Below are 17187 nucleotides of genomic sequence, written 5' to 3' on the forward strand. Positions count from 1 at the left end.
GTGAGCCCGCCGGAGGAGCCGACCCCGGACGACGGTCCGGAGCCCGCGCCGGAAGCCGCCGGGCTCTCCGACCGGGACCGCGCCCTGCTCGCGCTGGAGCGACGGACCTGGCCCGGCCCCGGCGCGAAGGAGCGGGCCGTGCGGGAGCAGCTGGGGATCACCCCCACCCGCTACTACCAGCTCCTCAACGCCCTCCTCGACGACCCGCGGGCCCTCGCCCACGACCCCGTCACCGTCAACCGGCTGCGCCGCGTCCGGGACGCCCGCCGGGGGCGGCGTTAGGGCCTGTCCGGCGATTCGTGTGGGCTCCCGACGCCCGGTACGCGCGCTCGCGGCGTGGGGAGAAGCCGCCCGAGTGCGACCGGGCTCGCTGATCCACGAAGATCCGCCGGACCGGCCCTGGCGGGGTCGGCCTCCGGGCCCCCCGGGACCGTACAACTGACCACCCCGCGGCGGTCGCACCGATAGGGTCGGTCGTATGGGTCCCCTTCCCGATCCCGTGACGCCCGCCGGCCGCGACGGACTGGCCGCGCTGCTGGCGCGGCCCGGCCGCGCGGTCGTCGCGCTCGACTTCGACGGCACGCTCGCCGACATCGTGCCGGACCCCGAGCAGGCCCGCGCCCACCCCGGTGCCGTGCCCGCCCTCGCCCGGCTCGCTCCCGTCCTCGGCTCCGTCGCCGTGGTCACCGGCCGCCCGGCCGGGGTCGCGGTCCGCTACGGCGGCTTCGCCGGGGTGCCCGGTCTGGAGCGTCTCGTCGTGCTGGGCCACTACGGCGCCGAGCGCTGGGACGCGGTCACCGGGACCGTGCACGCCCCCGCGCCGCACCCGGGCGTCGCTGCCGTGCAGGCGGAGCTGCCCGGCGTGCTGGACCGGTCCGGTGGCTGGCGGGGCACCTGGGTCGAGACCGCGCACATCGAGAACAAGGGCGGCCGCGCGATCGCCGTCCACACCCGCCGTGCCCCCGACCCGCAGGCCGCCTTCGACGCGCTGCGCGGGCCGCTCGAAGAGCTCGCGGAGCGGCACGGGCTGATCCTCGAGCCGGGCCGGATGGTCCTGGAGCTGCGCCCGCCGGGCATGGACAAGGGCGTCGCCCTCGCCGAGTACCTCCGGGAGGTCGACGCGTCCGCCGTGCTCTACGCGGGTGACGACCTCGGTGACCTCGCGGCCTTCGCGGCGGTCGAGAAGCTCCGCTCCGAGGGGCTGCCGGGGACGCTCGTGTGCAGCGGCAGCTCGGAGGTCGCCGAGCTCGCCGAGCGCGCGGACCTCGTCGTCGACGGCCCGAGCGGTGTCGTGGAGCTGCTCGGCGCCCTCGCGGACCGCCTGGACGGCCGGGCCTCCTGAGCCCACCGGACCGGCTCACCGCCGGTGCCGCTTGTGGGTGATCGAGTGCCGCAGATGCCTCGGGTCGTCAGAGGCGCAGGGGCAGGCCGTGGGGGTGCCGGGCGGGTGAGCTGCCTATAGCCGACGAGAGGGCGTGCGCGGGGCCGGTGGCCGTGGCGGCGAGAGCGGCGGTGGTCAGCACAAGTGCGGCCCAGCGGTGGGCGATCGGCATGCCGGAGCCATACCCACTTCCGTTACCCTTCCCGCCGGGGTGCGGAAGCGCGCCGCGTCGTCCGGCCGGTCCCCCGCGCGGAGCGTGTGCTCCGGCGTACGCCGCCGCGCCTCCGCTGTGCCCCCGTTACACCTCCAGAGCTCGCAGCTGGTCCAGGAACCAGCGCGCGGGCGGCAGCGCCGTCGCCGCCGAGGCCAGCCGCTTGGTGCGCTCCGCGCGCTCGGCGGGCTCCATGAGCAGGGCCTCGTGCAACGCCCGGGCCGTGGCCTCCACGTCGAAAGGATTGACGGTGATCGCGTCCTCGCCCAGCTCCGCGAACGCCCCGGCCTCCCGGGACAGCACCAGCGCGCAGCCGCGGTCGGAGACGACGGGCACCTCCTTGGCGACGAGGTTCATCCCGTCGCGGATGGGGTTGACCAGGGCCACGTCGGCGAGGCGGTAGGCGGCGAGCGAGCGGGCGAAGTCGTCCTTGACGTGCAGGACGACCGGCAGCCAATCCTCCGTGCCGAAGGCGGAGTTGATCTCCTGGGCGACCCGCTCCACCGCGGCCGTGTAGTCGCGGTAGACCGCCAGGTCCTGCCGTGAGGGGTAGGCGAAGGCGATGTGCACCACCTTGCCCCGCCACTGCGGCCGGTCCTCCAGCAGCCTGCGGTAGGCACGCAGACCGCGCACGATGTTCTTGGACAGCTCGGTGCGGTCGACGCGGACGATCGCCTTGCGGTCCGGGCCGATCTGCTCGCGCAGCGCGGCCATCCGCTCCTCGACGTCCGCGCGGTGCGCCCGCTCGCGCAGGAAGTCGGCGTCGGCGCCGAGCCCGTGCACACCGAGCCGGGTCGTCCGGCCCTCGAAGAGCACCGACAGCGCGCCGTCGGTCCCGTCGGCCCCGCCACCCTCGCGCACGACCTCCGCGCCCAGCACGTCCGCGCAGCACGCGGCGAACGCCTCGGCCCAGCGGCGGGTGAGGAAGGCGGCGCGGTCGCTGCCCAGCACGCCGCGCAGCACCTGCCCGGCCACGTCGTCCGGCAGCATCCGGAAGTAGTCCGGCGGGGCCCAGGGAGTGTGCGAGAAGTGACCGACGCGCAGGTCCGGGCGCCGCTCGCGGAGCAGGCCCGGTACCAGGGTCAGGTGGTAGTCCTGGACGAGGACCACGGCACCCGGAGCGGCCTCCTCGGCGAGGGCATCCGCGAAGGCGGCGTTGTACGCCTCGTAGGCCGCCCACTGGGCGCGGAAGTCCGCGTCGAAATCCGGCTCCAGGGGGGTCTGGTACAGCAGGTGGTGGACGAACCACAGCACGGAATTGGCGATGCCGTTGTACGCCGCGGTGAAGATCTCGGGGGCGATGTCGAGCATCCGCACGCTCATCCCGCCGGTGTCGGCCGGATCCAGCCTGCCGCCGGTACGCCGGACGGCCTCACGGTCGCCGTCGCCGAGGGCGGAGCACACCCACAGGGCCCCGGAGCCGGTGCCGATCGCACTCAGCCCCGACACCAGCCCGCCCCCGCCCCGGCCCGCCGCGAGCGAGCCGTCCTCGCGTCGCTTGTAGGAGACGGGTCCGCGGTTGGAGGCGACGAGAATCGGGGCGGCGTGCTCAGCGACCATGTCGCCAGCCTTGCCAGTGCGGGAAGCACTCAAACGTACGCACGAGGGACGGTTACGCGGCGTGCCTCTGTGCGTACTCGGGTATCCCGGCCATCGGCGGCCGCTCCTCGGTGTCCACCGCGTACGTCCGCGGAACGAAGCCCTCCGGGGTGCGCTCGAACTGGGTCAGCGACGGACGCACCAGATGGCCGCGAGCCAGTCGGAGGTGCGCGGTCCGGTAGATCGCGGCGGCCATCCGGCCCAGCGCCCGGCCGTCCTGGTGCCGGTGCTTGCGCACCCCCACGTCGACCTGGGCCAGCGCGTCGAGGCCCACCGTGTGCAGCGCGTCCACCAGCAGCCCGAGCTCGACGCCGTAGCCGACGGGGAACGGCAGCCGCTCCAGCAGCGAGCGGCGGGCCGCGTACTCACCGCCCAGCGGCTGGACGAAACCGGCCAGCTGCGGCCAGTGCAGATTCAGCAGCGGACGGGCCACCAGCTCGGTCACCCGGCCGCCCTGGCCGACGGCCTCGCCGAGCGGGCGGTCGTACATCGCCTTGACGAAGTGCACGTCCGGCTCGGTCAGCAGCGGCCCGACGATGCCGGAGACGAAGTCGGCCGAGAAGTCCCGCAGATCGGCGTCGACGAAGCAGACGACATCGCCCTCGGTCACCAGCAGCGACCGCCACAGCACCTCGCCCTTGCCGGGCAGCGCGGGCAGCCGCGGCAGCACCTCGTCCCGGTGCACGACCCGCGCCCCGGCCGCGGCCGCGACCACCGCCGTGCGGTCGGTGGAACCGGAGTCCAGCACCACCAGTTCATCCACCAGCGGCACCGCCTCGGTCATCAGCTCCCGGCGGATCGTCGCCACGATCGCGCCGACCGTCGCCTCCTCGTTCAGCGCCGGCAGGACGACACTGACGGTGGTGCCGGCGCCGCGCTTGGCGGCGAGAATCCGGTCGAGCGGACGGTCTGCGGCGGACCAGGACCGCCGGGCCAGCCAGCGCTCCACCTCTTCCAGCACGTGTACGACTCCTTCAGCGGGCTCGGGGGATGTGACCCATCTCGCGGTACGGACGCCTGGTTCCGGCGCCCATGCCTTCCGTTACAGTCTTGAACAACGCGGACGGCCATCGCATGTCGGGGTCGTCGCGCGAACAAACGCCTGGGCTGTGCCCAGTGCCATACCGCTCATCCAGAGGGGCAGAGGGATACGGCCCGTTGAAGCCCCGGCAACCCTCCCGCCGGTCTTGCGTACACCGCGAGGCTCCCGGTGGGGAAGGTGCCAATTCCGTCCCGTGGCGACGTTCGCCGCGGGGAAGATGAGGAGAAAGGGCCTCGCCTCATGGCTGTGCACACCGTCGCCACCACTGTCGCTCTCGGACCCGCCGTCGGCCTCTCGTGCCGCGAGTGCGGTGAGCGCTTCGACCTCGGACCGATCTTCGCCTGCGCCGTCTGCTTCGGACCGCTCGAAGTCGCCTACGAGCTGCCCACCGGCGACCCCGAGGCGCTGCGCCGCCGCATCGAGGCCGGTCCGGAGAACATCTGGCGCTACGCCCCGCTGCTGCCCGTCCCCGCCGACGTCGCGGACAAGCCGAGCCTCAACCCCGGCTTCACCAAGCTCGTCAAGGCCGACAACCTCGCCCGCGAGCTGGGCGTGAGCGGCGGTCTGTACGTCAAGGACGACTCAGGCAACCCCACGCACTCCTTCAAGGACCGCGTCGTCGCCATCGCCGTCGAGGCCGCCCGCGCCTTCGGCTTCACCACCCTCTCCTGCTCCTCCACGGGCAACCTGGCGGGCGCGGTCGGCGCCGCGGCCGCCCGCGCGGGCCTTGCGTCCTGCGTGTTCATCCCGCACGACCTGGAGGCGGGCAAGGTCGTCATGGCCGCCGTCTACGGCGGCGACCTCGTCGGCATCGAGGGCACCTACGACGACGTGAACCGCTTCTGCTCCGAGCTGATCGGCGATCCGCTCGGCGAGGGCTGGGGCTTCGTCAACGTCAATCTGCGCCCGTACTACGGGGAGGGTTCCAAGACCCTCGCGTACGAGATCTGCGAGCAGCTCGGCTGGCGGCTGCCGGACCAGATCGTCGTCCCCATCGCGTCCGGCTCGCAGCTCACGAAGATCGACAAGGGGCTCAAGGAGCTGATCGCGCTCGGTCTGGTCGAGGACCGGCCGTACAAGATCTTCGGCGCCCAGGCCGAGGGCTGCTCGCCGGTCTCGCGCGCCTTCAAGGACGGCCACGACGTGGTGCGGCCGGTGAAGCCGGACACGATCGCGAAGTCCCTCGCGATCGGCAACCCGGCCGACGGGCCGTACGTGCTCGACATCGCGCGGCGGACGGGCGGTGCGGTGGAGGATGTCACCGACGCGCAGATCGTCGACGCGATCAAGCTGCTGGCCCGTACGGAGGGGATCTTCGCGGAGACCGCGGGCGGGGTGACGGTCGGCGTCACGAAGAAGCTGATCGAAGCGGGAGTGCTGGATCCGTCCCTGACGACGGTCGTGCTCAACACGGGCGACGGGCTGAAGACGCTGGACGCCGTGGCCCCGACCACCGGTCCCTCCGCGACCATCCGCCCGAGCCTCGACGCGTTCCGTGCGGCGGGCCTGGCCGGCAACTGAGCCTGCCGCCCCTGCCCCTCAGGCCCCTGCCCCCGGCACCTCGACGGCCGGTGCCGGCCCCTCACGTCTCTCTAGCCGGAAGGCGCATTCGCATGAGCATCAACGTTCGCATCCCCACCATCCTGCGCACCTACACCGGCGGCCGGGCGGAGGTCCCCGCCGAGGGCGGGACCCTCGCCGAGGTGATCGCCGACCTGGAGAAGAACCACCCCGGCATCGCCGCCCGCGTGCTGGACGAGAGCGGCAAGCTGCGCCGCTTCGTGAATGTGTACGTCAATGACGACGACGTGCGCTTCGAAGGCGGCCTGAATGCGGTGACGCCCGACGGCGCCGGTGTCTCGATCATTCCTGCGGTCGCCGGCGGCTGACCCTTTCGAAGGTTTCCTGCGGAAGTCCCGTGAATCGCCCCGGCCGGAAAACGGACGGGGCGATTCCGTCTGTTGAACCGCGATACAGTTGGGGCGTTCCCCCTCCTGCGTCAGTGCCGTACGCATATGAGAACCCGTCAAGTTGCGTGCCGAGCGTGTGCACGAATTGTCGGGTTGGTTGCGTTATGTCCGGCCCGACTTGCCCGGGAATCCCCGGAATTCACCGCTTATCGCCAATCGGCCGCGCCCGGAATTCTCGTCCGAGTGACCTGTTGCAGACGGCATCCGTGCAGATACATTCAGCCGCGGTCGACGCGTTCCGGCGCACATCTTCCGGGGTTCCCCATGTCGAAGATCAGGGGACTGCCGGGGGGTGAGGTCTGACCCGGGTCCGCGAAGTGCGGTCCTGCGCAAGGGCCAGTAATAGGGGAGTTAGGCATGGCTCAGGGCACCGTCAAGTGGTTCAACGCGGAGAAGGGGTACGGCTTCATCGCGGTCGACGGTGGTGCGGATGTTTTCGTCCACTACAGCGCGATTCAGATGGACGGCTACCGCACCCTCGAGGAGGGGCAGCGAGTCGAGTTCGAGATCTCGCAGGGTCAGAAGGGTCCGCAGGCGGACATGGTCAAGCTGGCGGTCGGCTGATCTCGGCGCATCGACCACCTAGGCTCAATCGGCTCGCCGAAGGGTCCGTACCTCCAGGGGGAGGTACGGACCCTTCGTGCTCCCCGGGCGCACCCGTCCCGGGGGCGTGGCCGAGCCCCGTGTGTGACCGCCGCTCGTGTGGGTAGCTCTTGGCCCGGGGCGCTTGCACTCGGGGGGGTCGAGTGCTAATCATTGGGCTTAGCACTCTCCGAGTGAGAGTGACAGATTTGGACCGTCGGTGAGGTCCGCAGGCCAGGCGGGGCAAGGAACCGCCAGGTGTGCAGGCCGTCCGTCGCGGGCGCCAGCGCGGTCCGGAGCAATCCACCCCGTCCTGGGAGGACCACTTCACATGGCCAAGATCATCGCGTTCGACGAGGAGGCACGGCGCGGTCTCGAGCGCGGGATGAACCAGCTCGCCGACGCCGTCAAGGTCACCCTCGGCCCCAAGGGCCGTAACGTCGTCCTCGAGAAGAAGTGGGGCGCCCCCACGATCACCAACGATGGTGTTTCCATCGCCAAGGAGATCGAGCTCGAGGACCCGTACGAGAAGATCGGCGCCGAGCTGGTCAAGGAGGTCGCGAAGAAGACGGACGACGTCGCCGGTGACGGCACGACGACCGCGACCGTCCTCGCCCAGGCGCTGGTCCGTGAGGGTCTGCGCAACGTGGCCGCCGGTGCCAACCCGATGGCGCTGAAGCGTGGCATCGAGAAGGCCGTCGAGGCCGTCTCCGCCGCCCTGCTCGAGCAGGCCAAGGACGTGGAGACCAAGGAGCAGATCGCCTCCACCGCCTCCATCTCCGCCGCCGACACCCAGATCGGCGAGCTCATCGCCGAGGCGATGGACAAGGTCGGCAAGGAAGGCGTCATCACCGTCGAGGAGTCGCAGACCTTCGGGCTCGAGCTCGAGCTCACCGAGGGCATGCGCTTCGACAAGGGCTACATCTCGGCGTACTTCGCCACCGACATGGAGCGTATGGAGGCGTCGCTCGACGACCCGTACATCCTGATCGTCAACTCGAAGATCGGCTCGGTCAAGGACCTGCTGCCGCTCCTCGAGAAGGTCATGCAGTCCGGCAAGCCGCTGCTGATCATCGCCGAGGACGTCGAGGGCGAGGCCCTGTCGACCCTGGTCGTCAACAAGATCCGTGGCACCTTCAAGTCCGTCGCCGTCAAGGCCCCGGGCTTCGGTGACCGCCGCAAGGCCATGCTCGGCGACATCGCCATCCTCACCGGTGGCACCGTCATCTCCGAGGAGGTCGGCCTCAAGCTGGAGAACGCCGGTCTCGACCTGCTCGGCCGCGCCCGCAAGGTCGTCATCACCAAGGACGAGACGACCATCGTCGACGGTGCCGGTGACAGCGACCAGGTCCAGGGCCGCGTCAACCAGATCCGCGCCGAGATCGACAACAGCGACTCGGACTACGACCGCGAGAAGCTCCAGGAGCGCCTCGCGAAGCTGGCCGGCGGCGTGGCCGTCATCAAGGCCGGTGCCGCGACCGAGGTCGAGCTCAAGGAGCGCAAGCACCGCATCGAGGACGCCGTTCGCAACGCGAAGGCGGCCGTCGAGGAGGGCATCGTCGCCGGTGGTGGCGTGGCCCTGCTCCAGGCCTCCGCGGTCTTCGAGAAGCTCGAGCTCGAGGGTGACGAGGCGACCGGCGCCAACGCCGTGAAGCTCGCCCTGGAGGCCCCGCTCAAGCAGATCGCCGTCAACGGTGGTCTCGAGGGTGGCGTCATCGTCGAGAAGGTCCGCAACCTCCCCGTCGGCCACGGTCTGAACGCCGCGACCGGTGAGTACGTGGACATGATCGCCGAGGGCATCATCGACCCGGCGAAGGTCACGCGTTCCGCCCTGCAGAACGCCGCGTCCATCGCCGCGCTGTTCCTCACCACCGAGGCCGTCATCGCCGACAAGCCGGAGAAGGCCGCCGCGGCCGCTCCGGGCGGCATGCCGGGCGGTGACATGGACTTCTGATCCTTTCGAGGATCAGCTGTTCCAGCAGTACGTGCCGAGGGCGGCACCCCCATCGCGGGGGTGCCGCCCTCGGGCGTTTTCCGGCAGCGGGCGACGTCAGCCCCGCGTCGCGTCGAGCGCGGCGCGCAAGTGGCCCTTGGACTCCGCCAGCAGGCGGGCGGCCGTGGGGCCGTCGACGCGGCCGAGGAGGACGAGGATCGCGTTCTTCACCTCGCCGTCGGTCGCGCCGAGCGCCGCCTCGATCTCCTCGTCGGACGCCCCCGTGGCGAGCGCGACGATGTGCCGGGAACGGGCCCGCAGCTTCTCGTTCGAGGCGCGGACGTCGACCATCAGATTCCCGTACGTCTTGCCGAGCCGGATCATCGTGATGGTCGAGAACATGTTGAGCACCAGCTTCTGGGCGGTGCCGGCCTTCAGCCGCGTCGAGCCGGTGAGCAGTTCCGGCCCGACGACGATCTCGACGGCGTGCTCGGCGGCCGCGCCGAGCGCCGAGTCCGCGTTGCAGGCCAGGCCGACGGTGAGCGCCCCGGCCCGCCGCGCGTACTCGACGGCCCCGATCGCGTACGGCGTGCGGCCGGAGGCGGAGACGCCGACGACCGTGTCGGCCGGCCCGATGCCGAGCGCGGCGAGGTCCGCGGCGGCCAGCTCCGCGCTGTCCTCGGCCCCTTCGACGGCCCGGACGAGGGCGGACGGGCCGCCCGCGATCAGCCCGACGACCTCGGCGGGGTCGGTGTTGAACGTTGGCGGGCACTCGCTGGCGTCGAGCACCCCGAGCCGGCCGGCGGTGCCCGCGCCGGCGTAGACCAGGCGGCCCCCGCCCGCCATCCGGGCGGCCGCCGCGTCGATGGCGGCGGCGATCTCCGGGAGCCGGGTGGCGACGGCGGCGGGAACGGTGGCGTCCTCGTCGTTCATGAGCCGGGCGAGGTCGAGGGTGGGCAGCCGGTCTATGTCCGCGAGCTCGGGGCGGAAGGCCTCGGTGGTCAGGGTCGCGAGCTGGGCGCGGAGCGCGGCGTAGGCGGCGTACGAGGTCATGGGCGGGCGGCTCCTTCCGTGCGGCTGGGCGGTCAGCGCCGGCTCCGCGGGGTGTGCCGGTGGGCGAGCGCCTCGTAGGAGGCGGACAGCGCGGGGGCGGCCCTGTCGTACGTGCGCTGCGCGACGCCGATGAAGAGGCAGTCCACGACGAGCAGTTGGCTGGTGCGGCTGGACATGGCCGCCGGGCGCAGCTCGCTCTCCCGGGCGGAGGACGTGGTCAGGACGTGGTCCGCGTACTGGACGAGCTCGCCGTCGGGGCGGCCGGTGATCGCGAGCGTCGTGGCGCCGTGCTCGAAGGCGACCCGCAGCGGCTCGATGACGTCGGTGGTCCGCCCCGAATGGCTGATGGCGATCGCCACATCGCCGGCGCGCAGCTGGACGGCGTTGGTGACGGCCAGGTGCGGGTCGCCGGGGGCGTGGGCGATCAGGCCGATGCGCAGCAGCTTCTGGACGAGGTCCTGGCCGACGAGGTGCGAGGCGCCGATGCCGTACACATCGATGCGCCGGGCCGAAGCCAGCGCGGCGACGGCGGCCTCCAGCTGGGCGGTGTCGAGGGCGGCGGCCGTGTCCGCCAGGCACTGCGCCTCCTCCTGGGCGAGCTTGGCGACGACGCTCGGCAGCGGGTCGTCCACGGCGATGTCGGCGGTGACGGCGGGGGCCGCGCCCGCCGCCTGCTGCGCGGCCAGCGTGGCCAGCGCGATCCGCAGATCGCGGTATCCGGGGTAGCCGAGGATGCGGGCGGTGCGCACGACGGTGGCCTCGCTCGTGCCCGTGCGCTCCGCGAGTCCGGTGACGGTGAGCGCGGCGGAACCCGCCGGGTCGCCCGCCACGGCCTCTGCGACGCGCTGCATCGAACGGGTCATGGAGGGGGCGAGGGTGCGGACCTTGGCTGCGAGGGCCGCGGGAGCGGGAGGAACCGGGGTGACGGGCGATGACGCGGCGTCGAAAGTTTCCTTCAGTTTGCTGCTCACCTTTTGAAAGGTATTTTCGGTCCGGTGAACCGTCAACCCTCACGGTCCCCGACAATGGACCGTATGGAGCTCGAACAGGCACTGCACATCGCACGCGCGCTCGTCCTCGCCGATCTGGCGGCGGGGGACGTGGCGGAGGCGGAGGTCGTCTCGCTGGTCGAGGACGCGGTCACCCACCGGCGGTGGTGGGTCGAGCAGTGGCCGCAGGGTGCCGCCTTCCTGCCCGGTCTCGTCGCCCAGGACGTCCAGGACGCGCTGCTGGAGCGGCACGGCCGCTGGCCGCTGTGCCCGCTGTGCACGGGCGAAGGCGACCCGCACGCCCTGGAGGTCGAGCCGGAGCTGGGCCCGGACCCGCACTGGGCGTGCGCGAAGCAGGCGGTGCTGCTGGCCCCGGTGGGATCCCTGGCGACGGCGCTGCGATGACCCTCTATATCGACCCGCCCACCTGGCCGGGACACGGGCGGATGTGGTCGCACCTGGTCAGCGACGTCAGCTACCAGGAACTGCACGCCTTCGCGGCCCGGCTGGGCGCTCCGGCGCGCGCCTTCGACCGGGACCACTACGACGTGCCGTCGTCGTCGTACGGGGAAGCCGTCCGGCTGGGGGCGGTGGAGGTGGGTACCAAGGAGCTGGTGCGGCTGCTGACGTCGGCGGGACTGCGTCGGCCAAAGCATGAGCGGCCTGGCGGCGTCTAGGATCCTGCGGGCCGTGGTGGGTGCACCTCCGCTGCGCGGTGGTGTCCTCAATCGCCGGACGGGCTGCATTTGCAGCCCGTCCGGCGATTGAGGACGCGCCCGTAGGGCGCTTACTGAAGGCAGCGCGCCGGGGCGGATCGGTGCGCCCACCGGCGCGCGGAAAGGCCGGGCGCCGAGGCGTTCAGCTCTCGGCGCGCGCCGGTGCCTCGGCCGACGCCGACGCCGTCGGCACGGCCCCGCTGGACCCCGCGATCACCCGCGAGCCGGCCGTCGCGTGGTGCAGCCGGGAGGCGATCGCGGTGGTGCCCACGGCCAGGGCCGCGAGGCCCGCACTCGTCCAGGCGACCGCCGGATAGCCCCAGCCGGCTCCGATGACGAGTCCGCCGAGCCAGGGGCCGACCGTGTTGCCGATGTTGAACGCGGCCGTCGTCGTGGCACCCGCCAGCGTCGGCGCGGCGTTCGCGACGTTGAACATCCGGGCGTTCAGCGCCGGTGCCGTCGCGAAGGCCGTGACGCCCAGCAGCAGTGCCATGCCCACGGCGGCGGCCGGGGTGTGCGCGGTCAGCGCCAGCACGGCGAGCACGGTGGCCGAGGCGGCGATGCCGCCGTACATCGTGGCGAAGAGATGGGCGTCCGCGATCCGGCCGCCGATGGCCGTGCCGATCAGCGCCCCCACGCCGAACAGCCCCAGCACGGTCGGCACCCAGCCCTCGTCGAGCCCGGCGGTGTCGGTGAGCAGCGGGGCGAGGTAGGAGAACAGACAGAAGACGGCGGCGCCGTTCAGCGCGGTGGTCACGAGCGCGAGCCAGACCTGCCGGTCGCGGTAGATGCCCAGCTCGGTGCGGAGCCGGGGTGCGTCGGCGCCGGTCGGCGGCTTGGTGCCGGGGACGAGCGCGAGCACGCCGACCAGGCCCAGCGCCGACAGCCCGGCCACCGCCCAGAAGGCCGCCCGCCAGCCCGCGTGCTGCCCGAGGAACGCCCCGGCGGGCACGCCCGCGATGTTGGCGATGGACAGCCCGCCGACCATCACCGCCATGGCCCGCGCCCGCGCGGTCACCGGCACCAGCGACACGGCCACCGCCGCGCCGACCGCCCAGAACCCGGCGCACGCCAGCGCGCTCACCACCCGGGAGGCGAACAGCACCCCGTACGACGGGGCGAGCGCCCCCGCCACCTGACCGAGCCCGAAGACGGCGAGCAGGGCGACGAGGGTCGTACGGCGCGGCAGCTTCAGCGTCGCGGCGGCGAGCAGGGGTGCGCCGACCACCATGCCGATCGCGAAGGCGGACACCAGCAGCCCGGCCTTGGGTATGGAGACGCCCATGTCGCGGGCGAGGGGCTGCAGCAGCCCCGACAGCATGAATTCGGATGTTCCGAGGGCGAATACAGACAAACCGAGGACGTAGACGGCGACTGGCATGCGGTTCGGGCTGGCGGAGGGCATGTCCGGTGCCAGCGCGCATTCCGGCCACGGTATTCCCGCGGGCGGGGCCCGTCTCACGGAGCGGAAGACGGTGGTGGGAGGCGGTGCGTGCCGTCGCCGGGTCCGCGATATCCGGATTTGCGGCGTTGTTCCGCACGCTTTCGGCGGGAAGTCCGCCGATTACCGTCCGGCGGCGGGACGATGGGGGCTATATTGCCGATTCCTGCCCTTGCTGGCCGCCCGGATAAAAGCGCGGATACATCTGTCGAGGGGCGTATTGAGTCGCGGTGGCGGCGCCCCGGCCGTGAGTTGCCCCGCAGCCTGCTCCGATGCGCTCGGGGTTCGTGGGGAACGTGTGGTCCGAGTGGGTCGACGCCGGGGTGAACGCCGGGATAATCGCTGCTGTCACGGTGCGTTTCGGTCCGTCGAAAGCAGGTGCCATGTCTTTGAAAAAGAAATTGCAGGATTTCGCCTTTTATGTGATGCCCGTCCTTTCTCCCGGATTGACCATCGGCTTCGGCGCCTGGGCCAATGCGTCCGCCGGTTCCGCCAAAATTCTCCTCTTTGTCGCGGCGGCACTCTCGGCGATGTCGGCTCCCTTCCTCTCGTCCCTGTTGCGGAAGCGCTATCGACGTATTGCGGGCATTAAATTCGAGGCGGCCATGTCGGCGATCGTCGACCACATGGGAACTCTGGTGGGTGCCACGCCCACCCAGGTGCTCAAGATCTCGGGGCAGATTCACGACCGGCTCATCACCGTGGTGGCCAACGGTGCGAGCCCCAAGGCGCGGTCCGCCTTTTACGGGCTGGAGGGCGAGCACTTCAGGCTGGAGGTGACCCATGGGCAGGCGACGCCTCCGGTGCAATTCGACACGAGGACCGAACAGGCCCTGCTCAACGTCCTGAACCAGGGGCAGATCATCTATATCCACGACAACCGGCATACGAACGGAAATCTGAAAATCAACCTGGGGGACGACTACCAGTCCGCCATCGTCGCTCCGGTGTGCGCCGGGAGTGAACCTCAGGGCGTGCTGATCATCGACGCACCCAAGGCGGGGGATCTGCCCGAGGTGAAAGTGCGCAAGCCATATGTACTGGTCATTACCGGAATGCTCGGCACCGCGCACGCCCTGGCGCGTCGGGCGATGGAGTCCTGACGACTCCTGAACGGGTGCTGCCGGGGGATTACGGCATTCGTCCAGGTGAAACTACCGCAAGTACCGGGTAGAAGCAGTGAAGTTGTGGGCGAAACGGACGCCGCGGAGGGCGGTGTCCCTATCGTCGACGTACGGCTACGCATAGGTGGGGGTTGGCATGATCGTGCGCGAAGGCGAGATCATTGAGTCGGGGCGGCGCTGGATGGCCGGTGAAGCGTCCAGTGACGAGTATTTCTCCAAGGTGCTGCAATCGGCGCCCATAGCCCCGGGCCGGGAGCTGGTGCGCAGCATCCGTGCCTGGATGCTCGCGGTCCTGCGCTCCCGGCACACGTCCTAGCGCCCCTCGGATGCTGTGCCCAGCAATCCGAGTTCGGTGGTGAGATTCCGGCGCGCGACCGGCTCCCAGTGGGCCTGCCCGTGCGGGGTGCGGAACAGCCGCGGCAGCTCCAGTAGCTGTCGCAGTACCGCGGCGCGGCCTTCGTGGAAGGCGTCGTCGGGCACAAAGCCGTACTCCTCGCGGACGGCCGCCGCGTAGGCCGCGTAGTCCTCCGGCGACCCTGCCAGGACGGCGAGGTCCGCGTCGCACAGCACCTCGCCGTTCCAGTCGCCGGGGGCCGGGTCGTGGCCGACGGTGAGCCGTACGAGCCGGGCGACCTCCGCCGTGCGGGCCTGGTCGATGCCCAGCTCGGGCAGCGCGCGCTCGACGAGATGGGCGCTGCGCTCCTCGTTCTCGGAGCGGTCGGGGCGGTAGACCGCGTCGTGGAACCAGGCGGCGAAGCGGACGGCGTCGGCGTCGTCGGCGTGCTCGGCCAGCTCGTCGACGCGGTCGAGGACCGCCAGCAGGTGGTCGACCGTGTGATAGCGGCGCTGCGGCTCGGACCAGCGCGCCAGGAGGTCGTCGGCGTACGGGTCGGGGTCGGGGTGTGCCACGTGCGGGGTCGCTGTGTGCGGGCCCACCGTGGCGCGGGCTCTCGCCACCGTCTGTCGCCAGCGGACACGCAGGGCGGGGCCGGACGGGTGTACGGGCGTAGCTGACATAGGCCAATTGTGGAGCACGGCTTTCGACGTGCACGGCGGATATGGCAGGCTGTCCTACATGTCTAGACCAATTCTTGAGGTGATCGCGCTCGACGTCGAGGACGCGGTGGCGGCGCAGGCCGGAGGGGCTGACCGCCTCGAACTGGTCAGTGACATGGCCGCCGACGGCCTCACGCCAGCCCTCGAGACCTTCACGGCGGTACGGGCCGCCGTCGACATCCCTGTGCGCGTCATGCTGCGTGCCACCGACGGTTTCTCCGCGGGTGGCGCCGCGGCGCTCGACGCGCTGTGTGACGACGCCAGGGCGCTGGCCGCCGAAGGCGCGGACGAGTTCGTGCTCGGCTTCCTGACCGACGACGGCCGGGCCGACCTGCCGGCCGTCGCCCGCCTCGCCGAGGCCGTCGGCCCCCGCGCCCGGTGGACGTTCCACCGCGCCATCGACCGGGCCGCCGACCGCGACGCCGTGCGCAAGCAGCTCGCCGACCAGCCCGGTCTGGACACCTACCTCACCGCGGGATCCCCTTCGGGTGTCGACGACGGCCTCGCGACGCTCGTCACGGAAGCGGCACGCGGGGACGAGCCGGGGTACGAGCCGCGGATCCTCGTGGGCGGCGGGCTCCAGTTGAAGCATGTGCCGGTGCTGCTCGATGCGGGTATTTCCGCGTTTCACATCGGCGGAGCGGCTCGCCCTGCGGGGTGGGCTGCGCCCGTCTCGGCGGGTGCGGTGGGGGTTTGGCGGGAGGCCCTCGGGGGGTAGTCCGCTGCGCGGGCGTTCGGTCGTCTCCCGGGTTTCCCGCCGTTGCCGCTGCGCGGGCGTCCTCAATCGCCGGACGGGCTTGATGTGGTGCGGTGTCGGGCCTCCGCGGGCCTCTTGCCGGGCTGCTTCGCTTTACGCCCGACAAGAGGCCCGCTCCGACCCGCCACCTCTCGTTGGGGGTGGGAGGTCGTGGTTGCCACCAGTGCCAGGACCGCCAGGGCCAGGGCTGTGGAGGCCAGGGGGAACCAGCGCTCGCCCAGCAGGGTCATCGCCAGGCTGCCCGCGCCGCCGCCCGCGGCCATGCCCAGGTAGAGGGCGCTGCTGTTGAGGGAGATCAGTAGCGGTGCGTGGGCCGGGCTGAGGGAGGCCAGTCGGTGGGGCTGGGCGACGGAGATGGCCCAGCCGGCGAGCGGGGAGACCGTGGCGTAGAGCAGGGCGCCCCTCATGGTCAGGCCGAGCCAGGGCAGGGCGCCGAAGGCGAGCGCCGCCACCGAGCCGGCGACGAGCAGGACGGCCCGCACGCCCCAGCGGTCCACCGCGCGACCGCCGAGCCAGCTGCCCCCGACCGAGGCGATGCCCGTGACCAGCAGGATCAGAGTGAGCCGGCCCGCCTCGCCGTCGGTCGCGGGGCGCACCGCGACAGCCAGGTAGATGTAGACGGCCTGGAAGGCGACGAAGAAGACGAAGGTCGTCGCCACCGCGGCCACGATCCGTCCCTCGCGCAGCGGCGCCAGCCGCTCGCGCAGCCCCACGGCCGGGGCGGGAGCGGGGAGTTCGCGCAGGAAGACGGCCAGGCCCAGCAGGGCCACGGCGCCGAGCACGACGACCAGCCACATCGTGAGCCGCCAGTCGGCGCGGCCGACGTACGTGCCGAGCGGCACGCCCAGGGCCGTGGCGACGGTCATCCCGCCGAGGACGGTCGCGATCGCCCGGCCGCGCCGCTCCGGCGGTACGAGCGCGGTGGCGACGGCGTTGGCGGTGGGCGTGTAGAGCGCGGCACCGGCCGCGGCGAGCACCCGGGTGGCCAGCAGCGTCGGGTAGTCGGGGGCGAGCGCGCTGAGCGCGTTGGCCGCCGTGAAGACCGCGAGCGCGGTGAGCAGCAGCCGACGACGGCGCCAACGGGCGGTCAGTGTCGCGAGCACGGGCGCGAGCAGGGCGTAGGCGAGCGCGAAGACGGACACCATCTGGCCGGCGGCCGCGACGGAGACGTCGAGGTCGTCGGCGACCCGGCCGAGGATGCCGGCCATGACCATCGTGTCGGTGCCGACGGCGAACGTGCCGAGAGCGAGCAGGAGCAGGCGGAGACGCACGGGTTCCCTTCCCATGATCATCGTTTGATGCTCGTCAAACAATAGGGAAGGGTGGATGATTG

The 17187-nt window shown here is 71.8% G+C and carries 18 protein-coding genes and 1 riboswitch; of the genes, 11 read left to right on the plus strand and 7 right to left on the minus strand.

From position 1 onward, the window contains the following. Both JO379_RS20110 and otsB read left to right on the plus strand, forming a co-directional pair. Positions 1–282: a DUF3263 domain-containing protein gene (locus JO379_RS20110; protein WP_130879348.1), complete on the plus strand. Its 282-nt coding sequence runs from the start codon at positions 1–3 to the stop codon at positions 280–282. A 196-nt stretch (positions 283–478) separates the two neighbouring features. Beyond that, positions 479–1342 (plus strand): trehalose-phosphatase, encoded by an 864-nt coding sequence (gene otsB / locus JO379_RS20115; protein ID WP_130879349.1) that lies wholly within the window; start codon positions 479–481, stop codon positions 1340–1342. Between the two features lie 337 nt (positions 1343–1679). Here the strand turns inward: otsB and JO379_RS20120 are convergent, their stop codons facing one another. Continuing rightward, the gene (locus JO379_RS20120; protein ID WP_209516187.1) at positions 1680–3152 is read right to left on the minus strand and encodes an alpha,alpha-trehalose-phosphate synthase (UDP-forming); all 1473 of its coding nucleotides are present in this window, start codon (positions 3150–3152) and stop codon (positions 1680–1682) included. Positions 3153–3204: 52 nt separating this feature from the next. Beyond that, a complete protein-coding gene (locus JO379_RS20125) occupies positions 3205–4152 on the minus strand; it encodes a glucosyl-3-phosphoglycerate synthase (RefSeq protein ID WP_209516190.1) in 948 nt (315 codons plus the stop codon). A 164-nt stretch (positions 4153–4316) separates the two neighbouring features. Then, positions 4317–4457, plus strand: a riboswitch (SAM riboswitch). A gap of 16 nt (positions 4458–4473) precedes the next feature. Here JO379_RS20125 and thrC point away from each other — a divergent pair. The 4 genes from thrC to groL all read left to right on the plus strand — a co-directional run bounded on the left by thrC (position 4474) and on the right by groL (position 8739). Further along, positions 4474–5754: a threonine synthase gene (thrC, locus tag JO379_RS20130; protein WP_209516193.1), complete on the plus strand. Its 1281-nt coding sequence runs from the start codon at positions 4474–4476 to the stop codon at positions 5752–5754. A 92-nt stretch (positions 5755–5846) separates the two neighbouring features. After that, positions 5847–6122 (plus strand): MoaD/ThiS family protein, encoded by a 276-nt coding sequence (locus JO379_RS20135; RefSeq protein WP_130879353.1) that lies wholly within the window; start codon positions 5847–5849, stop codon positions 6120–6122. A 438-nt stretch (positions 6123–6560) separates the two neighbouring features. Next, positions 6561–6767, plus strand: a complete 207-nt coding sequence (locus tag JO379_RS20140; RefSeq protein WP_003967346.1) for a cold-shock protein — start codon at positions 6561–6563, stop codon at positions 6765–6767. A gap of 349 nt (positions 6768–7116) precedes the next feature. Continuing rightward, positions 7117–8739, plus strand: coding sequence for a chaperonin GroEL (gene groL, locus JO379_RS20145; RefSeq protein ID WP_130879354.1), 1623 nt, complete (start codon positions 7117–7119; stop codon positions 8737–8739). Positions 8740–8835: 96 nt separating this feature from the next. Here the strand turns inward: groL and murQ are convergent, their stop codons facing one another. Together murQ and JO379_RS20155 are read right to left on the minus strand one after the other, a co-directional pair. Continuing rightward, the gene (gene murQ, locus JO379_RS20150; RefSeq protein ID WP_130879355.1) at positions 8836–9771 is read right to left on the minus strand and encodes an N-acetylmuramic acid 6-phosphate etherase; all 936 of its coding nucleotides are present in this window, start codon (positions 9769–9771) and stop codon (positions 8836–8838) included. A gap of 32 nt (positions 9772–9803) precedes the next feature. Next, positions 9804–10742, minus strand: coding sequence for a MurR/RpiR family transcriptional regulator (locus JO379_RS20155; RefSeq protein ID WP_130879356.1), 939 nt, complete (start codon positions 10740–10742; stop codon positions 9804–9806). Between the two features lie 54 nt (positions 10743–10796). On the opposite strand from JO379_RS20155, the gene JO379_RS20160 reads away from it, so the two are divergent. Both JO379_RS20160 and JO379_RS20165 read left to right on the plus strand, forming a co-directional pair. Next, on the plus strand, positions 10797–11165 hold the full coding sequence (locus tag JO379_RS20160) for a DUF8819 family protein (protein ID WP_130879357.1): 369 nt from the start codon (positions 10797–10799) through the stop codon (positions 11163–11165). Beyond that, positions 11162–11437, plus strand: coding sequence for a DUF4031 domain-containing protein (locus JO379_RS20165; RefSeq protein ID WP_130879358.1), 276 nt, complete (start codon positions 11162–11164; stop codon positions 11435–11437). Before JO379_RS20160 ends, JO379_RS20165 begins: the two co-directional genes overlap by 4 nt. A 181-nt stretch (positions 11438–11618) precedes the next feature. Here JO379_RS20165 and JO379_RS20170 read toward each other — a convergent pair whose 3' ends face one another. After that, complete coding sequence (locus JO379_RS20170; RefSeq protein WP_242626199.1) at positions 11619–12857, minus strand: Cmx/CmrA family chloramphenicol efflux MFS transporter; 1239 nt, start codon at positions 12855–12857, stop codon at positions 11619–11621. A 332-nt stretch (positions 12858–13189) separates the two neighbouring features. Between JO379_RS20170 and JO379_RS20175 the strand changes: the two genes are divergently transcribed. Together JO379_RS20175 and JO379_RS20180 are read left to right on the plus strand one after the other, a co-directional pair. Next, complete coding sequence (locus JO379_RS20175; RefSeq protein WP_130879360.1) at positions 13190–14020, plus strand: hypothetical protein; 831 nt, start codon at positions 13190–13192, stop codon at positions 14018–14020. Positions 14021–14177: 157 nt separating this feature from the next. Next, positions 14178–14357 carry a hypothetical protein gene (locus JO379_RS20180; RefSeq protein ID WP_130879361.1) on the plus strand — a complete coding sequence of 60 codons (180 nt, stop codon included), beginning with the start codon at positions 14178–14180 and terminating at the stop codon, positions 14355–14357. Here the strand turns inward: JO379_RS20180 and JO379_RS20185 are convergent. Then, the gene (locus JO379_RS20185; RefSeq protein ID WP_209516196.1) at positions 14354–15058 is read right to left on the minus strand and encodes an HD domain-containing protein; all 705 of its coding nucleotides are present in this window, start codon (positions 15056–15058) and stop codon (positions 14354–14356) included. The genes JO379_RS20180 and JO379_RS20185 overlap by 4 nt on opposite strands. 58 nt (positions 15059–15116) lie before the next feature. Between JO379_RS20185 and JO379_RS20190 the strand changes: the two genes are divergently transcribed. Continuing rightward, on the plus strand, positions 15117–15815 hold the full coding sequence (locus tag JO379_RS20190; protein ID WP_130879363.1) for a copper homeostasis protein CutC: 699 nt from the start codon (positions 15117–15119) through the stop codon (positions 15813–15815). 62 nt (positions 15816–15877) lie between these two features. Here the strand turns inward: JO379_RS20190 and JO379_RS20195 are convergent, their stop codons facing one another. Then, positions 15878–17125 carry an MFS transporter gene (locus JO379_RS20195; RefSeq protein ID WP_209516199.1) on the minus strand — a complete coding sequence of 416 codons (1248 nt, stop codon included), beginning with the start codon at positions 17123–17125 and terminating at the stop codon, positions 15878–15880. Positions 17126–17187 lie beyond the last annotated feature (62 nt).

It is taken from the genome of Streptomyces syringium (assembly GCF_017876625.1).
Taxonomy (GTDB): domain Bacteria; phylum Actinomycetota; class Actinomycetes; order Streptomycetales; family Streptomycetaceae; genus Streptomyces; species Streptomyces syringius.